Source organism: Phaeobacter sp. PT47_59 (assembly GCF_028890025.1).
Taxonomy (GTDB): Bacteria; Pseudomonadota; Alphaproteobacteria; order Rhodobacterales; family Rhodobacteraceae; genus Phycobacter.
This window is the reverse complement of the sequence record NZ_JARCJL010000006.1, coordinates 176,447-189,833: the sequence shown is the minus strand read 5'-3', so window position 1 is coordinate 189,833 and position 13,387 is coordinate 176,447. Positions and strand designations below refer to the sequence as shown.

11 protein-coding genes are annotated in these 13,387 nt (G+C 62.9%); all 11 read left to right on the top strand.

Annotated features, from left to right (window positions below; translation table 11 throughout):
• Positions 1-126 precede the first annotated feature (126 nt).
• The 11 genes from PXK01_RS07945 to PXK01_RS07895 all read left to right on the top strand — a co-directional run bounded on the left by PXK01_RS07945 (position 127) and on the right by PXK01_RS07895 (position 13,367).
• Positions 127-1,173: a glycosyltransferase family 2 protein gene (locus PXK01_RS07945; RefSeq protein WP_274859586.1), complete on the top strand. Its 1,047-nt coding sequence runs from the start codon at positions 127-129 to the stop codon at positions 1,171-1,173.
• On the top strand, positions 1,170-1,793 hold the full coding sequence (locus tag PXK01_RS07940) for a sulfotransferase (RefSeq protein ID WP_274859569.1): 624 nt from the start codon (positions 1,170-1,172) through the stop codon (positions 1,791-1,793). The genes PXK01_RS07945 and PXK01_RS07940 overlap by 4 nt, the downstream gene beginning before the upstream one ends.
• Positions 1,794-1,796: 3 nt before the next feature.
• Entirely contained in the window at positions 1,797-4,121 is a 2,325-nt protein-coding gene (locus tag PXK01_RS07935; protein ID WP_274859568.1) for a glycosyltransferase family 2 protein, read from the top strand.
• A 4-nt stretch (positions 4,122-4,125) separates the two neighbouring features.
• Positions 4,126-4,815, top strand: a complete 690-nt coding sequence (locus tag PXK01_RS07930; protein WP_274859567.1) for an FkbM family methyltransferase — start codon at positions 4,126-4,128, stop codon at positions 4,813-4,815.
• Positions 4,816-4,819: 4 nt separating this feature from the next.
• A complete protein-coding gene (locus PXK01_RS07925) occupies positions 4,820-5,905 on the top strand; it encodes a glycosyltransferase family 2 protein (RefSeq protein WP_274859566.1) in 1,086 nt (361 codons plus the stop codon).
• A gap of 157 nt (positions 5,906-6,062) precedes the next feature.
• Positions 6,063-7,019, top strand: a complete 957-nt coding sequence (locus tag PXK01_RS07920) for a phosphoadenosine phosphosulfate reductase (RefSeq protein WP_274859565.1) — start codon at positions 6,063-6,065, stop codon at positions 7,017-7,019.
• 73 nt (positions 7,020-7,092) lie between these two features.
• Entirely contained in the window at positions 7,093-8,148 is a 1,056-nt protein-coding gene (gene pyrC, locus PXK01_RS07915) for a dihydroorotase (protein WP_274859564.1), read from the top strand.
• A gap of 236 nt (positions 8,149-8,384) precedes the next feature.
• On the top strand, positions 8,385-9,290 hold the full coding sequence (locus PXK01_RS07910) for a calcium-binding protein (RefSeq protein WP_274859563.1): 906 nt from the start codon (positions 8,385-8,387) through the stop codon (positions 9,288-9,290).
• A 232-nt stretch (positions 9,291-9,522) separates the two neighbouring features.
• Complete coding sequence (locus PXK01_RS07905) at positions 9,523-10,779, top strand: sensor histidine kinase (protein WP_274859562.1); 1,257 nt, start codon at positions 9,523-9,525, stop codon at positions 10,777-10,779.
• 104 nt (positions 10,780-10,883) lie between these two features.
• Complete coding sequence (locus PXK01_RS07900) at positions 10,884-11,564, top strand: orotate phosphoribosyltransferase (protein ID WP_274848258.1); 681 nt, start codon at positions 10,884-10,886, stop codon at positions 11,562-11,564.
• Positions 11,565-11,840: 276 nt separating this feature from the next.
• Positions 11,841-13,367 (top strand): replicative DNA helicase, encoded by a 1,527-nt coding sequence (locus tag PXK01_RS07895; RefSeq protein WP_274848257.1) that lies wholly within the window; start codon positions 11,841-11,843, stop codon positions 13,365-13,367.
• The last annotated feature ends 20 nt before the right edge of the window (positions 13,368-13,387 follow it).

Here is a 13,387-nt window from a genome sequence, read left to right as displayed (position 1 = left end):
CAGCTGCGACAGGGATCTGCGCGGAAACAAGAGGCGACATGCAGGCGACAAGGCAAAAGATCGGATGATGCGCCACGGACCCCTTCAGCCCGGCAGGCATAGCCGGGGCAGAGCAGGAGATGCATGATGCGCATCACTGCCGTTACCTGTGTGAAGAACGAAGGGCCGTTCCTCTTGGAATGGATCGCCTATAACCGGCTGATCGGCGTCAGCGATTTCCTGTTCTATTCCAACGATTGCAGCGATGGCACCGACCGCCTGCTGGATGCCCTGGCCGCGCGGGGGATTGTTCACCATCTGCCCAACCCCGCCGAAGGGCGCAATTACCAGATGGAGGCGCTGAAGGATTCCCGCCGCCACGACGTTGTCACTAAGGCCGATTGGGTCTGGGTGGCCGATGTGGACGAATTCCTGAACATACACGTGGGCGATCACACGATCCCGGCGCTGATTGACGCCTGTGGTGATCCGCAGGCGATCTCGGTCAGTTTCCAGTTCTTTGCCAATGGTGGGGTGGAGGCCTATCAAGACAAGCCTGTCATCAGTCAGTTCACCCGTTCGCACACCCCTGACATCTGCTGCGCCGATCCGGCCATCGAGGTAAAGACCCTGGTGCGCCAGGACTTCCCGCTGCAGTACTACGGCGCGCACCGCCCGTTCTTTCGCAAGTCGCTTGGCAAGGATCAGCGCCCGGCCTGGACCGATGGCGCCGGGCGGCAGGTTCCGTTCAAGTATCTTGTCGCCGCCACGCGCGACCGCATCCGCAAGTTCCCGGCCAAGGGCGCGCGCCTGCATGCCACGCTCAACCACTACGCCTTGCGCTCGCTCGACAGCTACTTGGTCAAGAACGACCGCGGTGATGTGAACCGCGAAAACCGCGCCTTCGACGACACCTACTGGCGCGAGCGCAACGATGCGGCCTTTGAGGATCTGTCGATCCAGCGCTACCTGCCCGCTCTGAATGACGCATTGGGCGCGTTGAAATCAGATCCGGAGATCGCAGCGTTGCATCAGGACTCTGTGCGTCTGCACCGGGAAAGGCGGGACGCGCTGCTGGCTCAGCCCAGCTATCTAGCGATGCGCGATCAATTGCGCGCCGCCCCCACCCTGCCGCCGCAGGAAGAGGCGCTGCTGCGTGACTTGGGCCTCTGGGAAACGGAGGGCACAGCATGAGCCTCAAGGTCATCAACCTCGGCCTGCCGAAATCCGGCACCACCACCCTCGGCAGGGCGCTGGCGCAGGCAGGCTATAGCGTCGCCGACCATCGCCTGCGGGACCGCGAGGAAGACAAGCCCGGCAAGCGGCGCATCTTCGTGGGCAGCCTTCTCTACAAGGGGCTATACGAGCGCGGCGATCCGATGGCCCATTTGCAGGACTATGATGCCCTGTCCGAGATCAGCTTCATCCACGGCAAATTCTCGGTCTGGCCGCAGTTCGACTTTGCGCTTCTGAAGATGCTGAAGGAGCTCAACCCGGATCTGAAGTTCATCGCCACCCGGCGCGACGCGGACAGCCATTCCCACTCGATCATGGCCTGGAACAATCTTGGCAAAGCCCGCCTGCCCGCCAGCACCGTGCCGGGCCTGCCGATCGGATATGGCAAGACGCCGGAACAGCAGATGATCTGGATCGACGGCCACTACGAGGCGCTGAAACACTGGTTCCGGGAGGATCCCGACTACCTGGAGGTGAATGTCGCCGATGCCGATGCAAAAGAGCGGATCAGCACCTTTCTGGGGCGCGACCTGCCCTGGTGGGGCAAGGCGAATGTGAACAAGAAGGCCGGGACCTAGACGATGCGGATCCATCTTCATATCGGCCTTGAACATGTGGGCGCGGACCGTCTGCAGAAGGTGCTGGCGCACAAGCGCGACCAGCTGCGCGGCAAGGGCGTGCTGTTTCCCACCGCCCCCGGCGGCAGCAACCACACCCGGCTGTTCATGGCCGCCACCGATCCCGATCACGTCGACCTTCTGCGCCTGGCGCGCGGCTTTGGTGATGCCGAGAAACAGGAGCTTTTGCAGGAGAAACTGGTCGAGGACCTGAGCCGCGAGGTGGCAGAGGCACGGCCGGACAGCCTGATCCTTTCCGCCTCGCAACTGGGGACGCGGCTCTCGCGCCGCAGCGAGCTGGCGCGTCTGCGGAACATGCTTTTGCCCCTCTCGGATGACATCCGCATCGTGGCCCATCTGGACGATCCCGCCCGCCTGTTGGCGCGGACCTATGGCGCGCAGGTCCTCAATGGCCGCGCAGCCCCCCTGCCGCGGGATCTGGATCTGGTACAGGCGCCTGACTGGTGGCTTGCCTGCCAAGGCACACGGCCCGAGATCGACCCGCAGGCGGGCATCTTCGAAGAGACCGAAGGCGCGCCCTTCTGGCTGGATTTCACCGGGTTGCAGGCCCGCTGGGAGGCCGTGTTCGGCGCGGGATCGCTGAGTTTTCGCTCCTACGACGCAGACCGCATCTACGGGCCGGAGGCAACCGAAGAACTGCGCGCGATGTTCGAAATTGCCCCCCGGATCGGACGCGCCAAGCCGGGCAAGCTGGCGCCCGTGCCCTCTGCCGCCTGGATCACCCGCGCCCGGCAGCTCAACGCGCTCTTGCAGCGATTGATCCTGCAAATGGGCAGCAAAGTGCCGCTGAAGATGCGGCAGGCCTTCCTCAATGAGATCCATATCGGCGGTGATCCGATCACCCCAGAGAGCCTTGGCGCCATTCGCAGCCGCTTTGCCGAGGCGAACACGTCCCTTGTGGACCAGCATGCGGACCTGCGCGCCGAGAGTTTTCCCGGCGCAGCCGCCGTTTCATCCGAATGGCAAGAGGCCGACCCGCAGATGGGGTATCGCGCCTCGCAGTATCTGGCCAGCTTCCTGCCCCAGATCGAGGCCCTGGGCAAAGCCGGGCCGCCCGCACAGGCCCCAGCCAAGGCCGCCAGCCCCAGCGACAGCGCCAAAAAGCTGATGTCTCCTCTGGCGCTGAAGAATTTCGAGATGCTGCAAGGCTCTCCCTTTCAGCCACACAATCGGATTGGCGCGCTGGACGAGACCGCTCAGCACGCCCCCTACAGCGAAGCGCCCCGCCGCCCCCTGCCCGAGGGCAGCAGTGGTACGGTGATCGTCGGCTGCATGAAGAACGAGGCGCCCTATATCGTCGAATGGGTCGCCTATCACCGCGCCATCGGGGTGGATAATTTCCTGATCTACACCAATGGCTGCGAGGATGGCACCGCCGAGATCCTGGACCGGCTGCAGGAGATGGGCGTGCTGCAGCACCGCAACAACGATGACTGGCGCGGCAATTCTCCGCAGCAATTCGCCCTGAACCGCGCGCTGAAGGAACCCGTGATCCAAAACGCCGAATGGATCATCCATATCGACGTGGACGAATTCATCAACGTGCGCTGCGGCAATGGCACCCTGCAGGATTTCTTGGACCGCGTGCCGGAGGCCACCAATGTGGCGATGACCTGGCGCCTGTTCGGCCACAATGGCGTCACGGGCCTGAATGATGACTTCGTGATCGGCCAGTTCGATGCCTGCGCGCCGAAATACTGCCCCAAGCCGCATACCGTCTGGGGCTTCAAGACCATGTTCAAAAACACCGGCGCCTATCAGAAGTTCAGCTGCCACCGCCCCAACAAGCTGCAAGAGGGCAAGCGCGATCAGGTGGCCTGGGTGAATGGCTCGGGCCGCGACATGACCCGGGAGGCGATCGACAACGGGTGGCGCTCCTCGCGCGGGTCAGTGGGCTATGATCTTCTGCAGCTGAACCACTACGCCCTGCGCTCGGCCGAAAGCTTCCTGGTGAAACGCCAGCGCGGGCGGGCGCTGCATGTGGATCGCTCGATCGGGCTCAACTACTGGATCCGGATGGACTGGAACGACCACAAGGATACCACCATCCAGCGCAATCTGCCGCGCCTCAAGGCCGAATATGATCGGCTGATGGCGGATGAGACCCTAAGCGACTGGCATGAAAAGGGCCTGGAGTGGCACCGGGCCAAGGCGGCCGAACTGCACGGGATGGAGGAATTCGAGACCCTCTACCGGCAGGCGCTGGAGGTCAAGCTGAGCGCCACCGAACGCGTCGCCTATGCGCTGGCGCTGGATATGGAGAGCTGATGCGATGACGGACGCAAGTGACACCCCTGTTCTAACCTGCCTGGACATGCAGTTTCCGCTGGATAAGGCGGTGCTGCCGCCGCGCGTCCGCAAGCTCTTGCGCACCGGCGCCTATGAGGCAAAGGAGGCCGAAGCGGCGCAAAAGCTGATCCGCAAGGGCGATGTGGTGATGGAGCTGGGCGGCGGCATCGGCTTCATGTCCACGCTGGTTGCGACCAAAACCCCGGCCCGCGCGGTGCATGCCTTCGAGGCAAACCCGGCGCTGATTCCCTATATCCGCCGGGTCCATGCCCTGAATGGCGCCAAGACGGCGCAGGTCACCCATGCGGTGCTCAGCGACGGCGACGGAACAGCGCCCTTTTACGTGCGGCCCAACTTCCTCGCCTCGTCCCTCACCCCCATGGCCGAGGACGGGCCGGAGGTGCAGAAACTTGACGTGCCGATGCGCGACATGAACCAGGTGATGGCGGATCTGAAGCCCACGGTTCTGATCTGCGACATCGAAGGCGCCGAGGTGGACGTGCTGCCAAAGCTGGATCTCTCCTCCCTGCGCGCCGTGCTGATAGAGACCCACCCCCAGTGGATCGGCAAGGAGGGCATTCGCAAGGTGTTCCACTGCCTGGATGCCGCCGGTCTGGTCTTCTTCCCGCGCTGGTCGCACGGCAAGGTCGCCGTGTTCCGCTCTGACTGGTAGCGTGATGCGGTTCCTGGCGATCCTCTCCGTGCGCAACGAGGCGGCCTTCCTGCTGGAATGGCTGGCCCATCACCGCGCCGTGGGGTTCACCGATTTCCTGGTCTTCTCCAACGACTGCCAGGATGGCACCGACCGGATGCTGGACCGGCTGGACCGGCTGGGCCATCTGACCCACCTGCGCAACGAGGGACCCTACGGCAAGGGCGGCATCCAGTTCAACGCCATGAAACTGGCCGACAAGCACCGGCTGGTGAGGCGCGCCGACTGGATCATGGCGCTGGACGTCGATGAGTTCGTCAATATCCACGCAGGCCGCGGCACCCTGCCCGACCTGTTGCAGGCGCTGCCAGAGGCCGATGCCATCACGCTGACCTGGCGGCTGTTCGGCAATGGCGAGACCCTGCGCTATGAGGATCGCCCGGTGACGGACAGTTTCACCCGCTGCGCGCCCAATGTGATCCACTGGCCCTGGCGCGCCGCCATGTTCAAGACGCTCTATCGCAACGATGGCACCTATCGCAAAACCGGGGTGCATCGTCCGCGCGGGGTGCAGAGCGACGCCGACCTGGCGCGCTTTCGCTGGTTCGATTGCGAAGGGCGCGAACTCGGAGAGCAGTTCAAGACGCAGCGGCTTTACTCCGACTACGGCCAGCCCAATCACCGGCTGGCGCAGCTGAACCATTATCCCTTAGGCGCGATGGAAAGCTATATCGTCAAGGCCGACCGGGGCCGCGCGGTCCATTCGGACCAGATGCTGGGTGTGGATTACTGGGTGGAGCGCAATTTCAACACCGACGAGGATACCTCCATCGCCCGCTACGCAGGCGCGCGCGACGCCATCCGCGCCATGCTGCAGGAGGATCAAAAGCTGGCACGTCTGCATGAAGAGGCCGTCGCCTGGCGTCATCAACGTTTCCGGGAGTTGATGCTGGAAGACCCCTTTCGCGCCCTGTTTTCACGGCTTTTGATGACGCCGCCGTCACGGCCCATCAATGCGGTGACCGCCCAGACGCTCACCGGCTTCGCCCTGCTGGGCCGCAAGGCGGATGCCCTGCGCAGCGGGGAGAGCGCGCCAGAGCCCCCCGAGTGACCGCACCCGGATCCTGATCCCAGTCCTGATCCCAGTCCCGATCCCGGCCCCGATCCCGGAAACTGGCACGAATCTTTCTCACTTTCGCCCCAATTCCCCGCTACTCCAGTCCCAAACAATCCGTCCGACACGAAAGGCGGAGACAGAGGATATCGGCATGCAGGACGGCGCAGACACGCTAGAAACAGATCTTTCCGGGCTGAAGGCAGCCGAATGGAAGGAACGGCTTGCAACCCTCAGCGAGGAACTGGGTCAGTTCCAGCCGCTTGGGGAGCGCCACTGCGCCGCCTTCATCGATCAGGGCAATACCCTGCTGGTGAGTTTCGAAACCCTGCAAGGCATCCAGAGCCTGTCGGACCTGGCCCAGCCGCTGGGCTTTGATCTGGTGCGCAACCTGGGCTGGTCGCATCTCTGCGTGATCTCGGAAGGCGACACCTGGTTTCGCGACGAACAGGTCTATGGGTTCTTCGACCAGTTGATCGACGACGGGTTCTTCGAGGAATTCGACAGGGTGGTATTCTACGGCGCCGGTCCCTGCGGCTATGCGGCCTGTGCCTATTCGGTGGCCGCTCCGGGCGCCACGGTGGTGGCCATCCAGCCGCAGGCCACGCTCGATCCGCGCATGGCCGACTGGGACGACCGCTTTGTCGAGATGCGCCGCACCTCCTTTTCGGATCGCTACGGCTATGCGCCGGACATGCTGGATGCGGCCGATCAGGCCTTTGTCCTGTTTGACCCCTACGAACGCCTGGATGCCATGCATGCGGCGCTCTTTGCGCGCAGCAATGTCACCCGTTGGCGCCTGCCCAACTTTGGCGGGGCGGTGCAGACCCGGCTGATCGAGATGGAGATCCTGTATCAGATCCTCTCCATGGCCGGATCGGGCAAGTTGAACGGCCAGGTCCTGTCGCGCCTCTTGCGCGCGCGGCGCAACAACCCGGCCTACCTGCGCAACGTGATGGCCAGCCTCGACAAGAGCGACCGCCCCTATCTGATGACGCTGCTATGCCGAAACGTCTCGGCGCGGCTGCGCGCCCCCCGATTCCGGCAGCGGTTGCAGAACCTGCGCCAGCGCGCCGCCGAGGGCGATTTCACCCTGCCGCCCGAGCTCTGATACACCGCCCCTGCGCCACGTGCCGCAGGGCTTGACGCTTTCCCTTTGCAGCGCCCTGTGCTAACGCGGCGGCATGACCAAAGAGCTGACCCTCACCCGCCCCGATGACTGGCACCTGCATCTGCGCGATGGCGCCATGCTGCAGGCCGTGCTGCCCGAAACCGCCCGCCATTTCGCCCGGGCGATCATCATGCCCAACCTGGTGCCGCCCGTGGTCACCGGAGCGCAGGCCGCAGCCTACCGCGACCGCATCATGGCGGCCCTGCCCGGCGATATGACCTTCGAGCCCCTGATGACGCTCTACCTCACCGAGGACACCGATCCTGCGGATGTGGCGGCGGCGCATGCCTCGGGGCTGGTAACGGCGGTGAAGCTGTACCCTGCCGGGGCCACCACCAACTCGGCCTCGGGCGTGCGCGATTTCGACAAGGTGCGCCCGGTGCTGGAGAAGATGGCCGAGATCGGCATGCCGCTCTGCGTGCATGGCGAGGTCACCGACAATGACATCGACATCTTCGACCGCGAAGCCGTGTTCATCGACCGTGTGCTGGACCCGATCCGCCGCGCAACGCCGGGCCTGCGCGTGGTGATGGAACATATCACCACCCGCGACGGTGTGGACTATGTGAAATCCAACGATACGGACCTCGGCGCGACGATCACCACCCACCACCTGATCATCAACCGCAACCACATCCTGGTGGGCGGCATCAAGCCGCATTACTACTGCCTGCCGGTGGCCAAGCGGGAAGAGCACCGCCTTGCCTTGCGCGCTGCCGCCACATCAGGCGATGCGCGATTTTTCCTGGGCACCGATTCCGCACCTCATACGGATCCCAACAAGGAAAGCGGCTGCGGCTGTGCCGGCTGTTTCACCGCCACCAACACCATGGCCCTTCTGGCGCATGTGTTCGAGGAAGACGGCGCCCTGGACAAGCTGGAAGGCTTTGCCTCGAAGAATGGCCCGGCCTTCTACCGCAAGCCGGAAAACGCCGAGACGATCACCCTTGTGAAACAGGACACTCCCGTCGCCTTCCCCGAGAAGATCCAAAGCGGCGAAGGCCCGGTGACGGTGTTTGATCCCGGCTTCCCGGTCTACTGGACCGTGGCACCGCAAGAGCAGACTTGACCCAGGGTGATTAAATCTTAGGTTGAACCTGCAAGCCAAATGCTTGTTTCCGGTATTTTCCTGAAGCAGGCGGATTTTGGTTTTTGAAAAACTATTTTTGGGACCGCCAGAGAACCGGGCGGTCCTTCTCTATTTTTTGACGGAGCAGTTTTCAGACCATGACAACCTTGATTTTCAACACTTTTTCGGTGCAAACCTCCAACTTTCGGCCAACCGAGTTTTCCCCTGACCAAACCGTGAGCCTCGTTTTCGGTTCCGGCTCCGAACTGTCTTACGGGATTGATGCCATTTCCCAATTCACTCTGCCGCGTGTCAGCCTGGAGGGCAGCAGTTTCAACATTCGGGTCAATGATGTCGATGCCAACCTGTTGCTGACCAGCTACCGGATCGGAGCCATCAATTGGGATGGAAACCGGACCGAGGTCATCGAGATTCGCACTGGCGCAAGCGCCTCGGCGAGTTTGAACTACTATATCGTTCTGGGAGGTGATCCGCTCCCCGAGTTCCAGGACTTCGAGGACTACCAGGCGTTCTACGACTCGATCACCGGCTATGAGGCCCTAACCGGAGCTTTTGCCCCGGACCAGACCCTTGACTGGGATGCGTTTCAGCCCGACCGCATCAGCCAGAACGACCGTTTCGACGGCACCCAAGATAGCGACAGCTTTTCGGCAGGCGGGGGCAATGACACCCTGAACGGCGGTGATGGCAACGACGTATTGTCCGGGAGCAGAGGCAATGACCGGCTCAATGGCGGAACCGGGCAGGATGAGCTGTTTGGGCAGGGCGGGCGCGATCGTCTTTACGGGGATGACGGCCGTGACAAGCTGTACGGCGGAAGCGGCAAGGATTGGCTGTTCGGCGGCAAGGGGAACGACCTGCTGACCGGCGGTGAAGGCGCAGACCGCTTTGTCTTTCGCAGCAGCTTCGGTGACGATGTCATCACCGACTTTGATGTCGACAGCAGCCGCGAGAAGATCGACCTGCGCAAGGTCAGGCAGATTGCCGACTTCGACGACTTGATGGAATCGCATATCTCCCGGGACGGGCGGGACCTTGTGATCGACGATGGCCGCGGCAACACCATCACCCTGCAGGGCGTGTCGCTGGCCGATCTGTCTGCCGACGACTTCCTGTTCTGAGCCTTGCGCAGACGGAAAACACCGAGACGATCACCCGAGTGGAACAGGACACCCCCGTCGCCTTCCCCGAGAAGATCCAGAGCGGCGCAGGCCCGATAACGGTGTTTGATCCCGGCTTCCGCGGCGCACCTTCGCTTCCGCCTGGATGAGGTCAAAAGGGGAAGGTTTAGCGCCGCGGGCAGGGCGGCGCTAACATATCGGCGTTTTCAAACCAAAGGCCCATTTTTGCATCATGCCTTCCCCCGAGACCCAGCAGATTTTCCAAATCGCACAGAGCATCGCCGGTCAGGTCGGACACGACATGCTGCGCCGCCTGGTCGAGGCGCTGAGCGCCTATCTCGACACCGCATTTGTCGCCGTGACCTATGGCGAGGGTGTCCCTGCCACACATGCCCGCGCGCTCTATGCGCTGCAAGATCAAGAAATCGTACAGGATCTGCGCTTTCAGCTCGATGAAACCCCCTGCGCAAGGGTCTACCTGGGTGAAACCGTCACCATTCCCTGCGGCGTCGCTGAGCTATACCCGCGCGAAGGCGCTGTCGAAGGCTATATCGGCATCCCGTTGCGGGACACCGAAGGACAGGTGGCCGGGCATCTCGCCGTCTTCTCCCACGATACAATCGTCGAAACCGAATTGGCCACTGCAATTGCCGGCATATTCGCCCAGCGCGCCGAAGCAGAGTTGCGCCGGTTGGCCTTCGAAGCCGAAAGGCGGGCGATGATCGCCGAGCTGTCCGATCTCAACGCCCGCCTGCAGCGCGGTTTCGACCGCCTGCGACAGGAGAATTCACAAAAAACCCATCTGATGGGGTTGATCGCGCACGACCTGCGCAACCCGCTTGCCGCGATCATTTCCCAGGCCGAACTCGGTCAGGCCCGAGGGGCAGCAACGGCGCCTGATCTTACGCGTATCAGTGCCGGTTTCGACAAGATCCTCACCGGCGCCGAACGGATGTCCGACCTGATTTCCGCCACCCTTGAACGGGTGCGGGCCGAAGGGGATGCCCTGTGGCTGTCCACCCACCCCGTCGATCCGGCTCGGTTGGTCGATATCGCCGTCGCCGCCAATCGCGACGAGGCCAGCCGCAAGGACATAACGCTCACGTTCGACAGTTCCGGGGACAGTACGATCCGGGTTGAGGCCGACGACACCCTGCTGGTGTCCGCCATAGACAACCTGATCTGCAACGCGGTCAAATACACCCCTTGTGGCGGCGCCGTCCATGTCACCATGGAGCAGGCTGCAGATACTCTCGTGATCGATGTCACCGACAATGGGCAGGGCCTTACCAAAGACGATCTTGAACATGTCTTTGGCCGTTTCCGGACCCTCTCGGCCACCCCGACCGGCGGAGAAACCGCAACCGGCCTCGGGCTGGCGAACGTGCGCCAGATCATGGATGCGCATAACGGCACCGTCTCGGCCGAAAGCGAAGGGCGCGACCAGGGCAGCCGATTCCGCCTCACCCTGCCCTTGAAACGCCCCTGAGAGCCGGACCGAAGTGTCAAAGCCGACTTGAACAAGGGGCCACCGCCGGGGTATGCCAGCGCCCGACACCGGGCCAGCCCCGACCCGAAGCAAAGGACCTGCCCATGATCCCCTCCTCCTACCCCACCGCCGAAGAAATCGCCCGCCTGTCTGCCCGGATGCTGCTGGAAATCGGCGCGGTGAATTTCAACACGGAAACGCCCTATACGCTGGCCTCCGGCCTGCCCTCGCCCAGCTATATCGACTGCCGCAAGCTGATCTCCTTCCCGCGTATCCGCTCGACGCTGATGGATTTCATGACCGTCACCGTGATGCGCAACGCAGGGTTCGAGGCCTTTGATAATATCGCAGGTGGTGAGACCGCCGGCATCCCCTTTGCCGCCCTGGTCGCCGAGCGCATGGCGCTGCCGATGACCTATGTGCGCAAGAAACCCAAAGGATACGGCCGCAACGCCCGCATCGAAGGCGCCATGAGCGAGGGCGAGCGGGTGCTCTTGGTCGAGGATCTGACCACCGATGGCGGCTCGAAGCTGTCCTTCGTGGATGCGATCCGGGAAACCGGGGCCACCTGCGGGCACACGGCGGTGATCTTCTACTACGACATCTTCCCAGAAACGACCAAGACGCTGGGCGACCACGGGGTGGAGCTGCATTACCTCTGCACCTGGTGGGATGTCCTGGCCGAGGCCCGCGCGCAAGGCGCCTTCAGCACCGCAACGCTGGATGAGGTGGAAACCTTCCTGAAAGACCCCCGCGCCTGGCAGGATGCGCATAAATCCGCCTAAAGACGGCACCGCTGTCAGCTAGATAACCGGGGCCGGATCAGGCCCCGGTTCTTGCATGTACAGGCCGCAGGGGCGCCGCCCCCTTTATTTTGCGGCCCACCCATGCCATCCTACCGGATATTGCGCGCCACAGGCGCTTTTGGGTCCAAATGGGAAATCATCAACAGGCGGCGGAGAGTTCTCCACAGCCTGCCCACAGCTTGTCCACGGTGATTTCCAGATGGATTTGAGCGCCTGAATTGCCCTATCTATCCGGACCGACTGAAGAGAGCCGCGATGAACGAATTGACCCCATTCGACGGAGACCAGCCCCCCGCCCCGATGCCGGAACCGGATGCTCCGCAGCAGGCCAGTGGCATGGAGGCGAACGAGCTGCCCCATTCGGTAGAGGCCGAACAGCAACTTCTGGGCGCGATCCTGACCAACAATGACGTCTATGACCGGGTCGCCTCGATCATCGACTCCTCGCATTTCTACGATCCGGTCCACACCCGCATCTACGAAATCGCCGCCGCGCGGATTTCCAAGAACGCGCTGGCCTCGCCGGTGACGCTGAAGGCCTTCATGGAGGATGACGAGGGTCTGAAGGAGCTTGGCGGCCCCGCCTATCTGGCGAAACTCGCCGGTGCGTCGATCTCGGTCTTTGCGGTGCGCGACTATGCGCAGATGATCTACGATCTGGCGATCCGGCGCGAGCTGATCGCCCTTGGCCAGTCCATCGCCGACAAGGCGCGGCGGGTGGATGTGTCCTCGGAACCGAAAGAGCAGATCGTCGAGGCGGAACAGTCGCTCTATCAGCTGGCCGAACAGGGCCAGACCGAAAGCGGCTTCAAATCCTTCCTCAAGGCCGTCACCGAGGCGGTCAATGTCACCAACGAGGCCTATCAGCGCGGCGGCGGCATGGCGGGGATTTCCACCGGGCTGACCGATCTCGACAAGCAGCTAGGCGGCCTTCACCCGTCGGACCTTCTGATCCTCGCGGGGCGCCCTTCGATGGGGAAGACCTCGCTTGCGACCAACGTCGCCTTCAACGTGGCCAAGGCCTACAAGAAGGGTGTGAAGCCTGACGGGACCGAGGGTGCCGTGGATGGCGGCGTGGTGGGCTTCTTTTCGCTCGAGATGAGCGCCGAACAGCTGGCCGGGCGGATCCTGGCCGAGGCGTCCGAGATTTCCAGCCACAAGATCCGCCAGGGCGACATGAGCGAAAGCGAATTCCGCCGCTTCGTGCAGGCCGCCAAGGATCTGGAAAGCTGCCCCTTGTTCATCGACGACACGCCCGCCCTGCCGATCTCGCAGCTGGCCGCCCGCGCCCGCCGCCTGAAACGGACCCATGGCCTGGATCTTCTGGTGATCGACTACCTGCAGCTTTGCCGCGGCATGTCCGACAACCGGGTCAATGAGATCGCCGAGATCTCGATGGGGATGAAGGCCATCGCCAAGGAGTTGAACATCCCGGTGATTGCGCTGTCGCAGCTGTCGCGTCAGGTGGAAAGCCGCGATGACAAACGCCCGCAGCTGTCGGATCTTCGGGAATCCGGCTCGATCGAACAGGACGCCGACGTGGTGATGTTCGTGTTCCGCGAGGAATACTATAAAGAGCGTGAAAAGCCCGGCGATCACGAACTGGACAAGATGGAAGAATGGAAGGCCGCGATGGAGCGGTTGCATGCCAAGGCCGAGGTCATCGTCGGCAAGCAGCGTCACGGTCCCATCGGCACGGTGGAACTGTCGTTCGAGGCGCAATTCACCCGCTTTGGCAACCTCGCCAAATCCTGGCAGCAGCAGCCGGACGGCTACGAATAACTCTTCCCAGGCAGAGGATT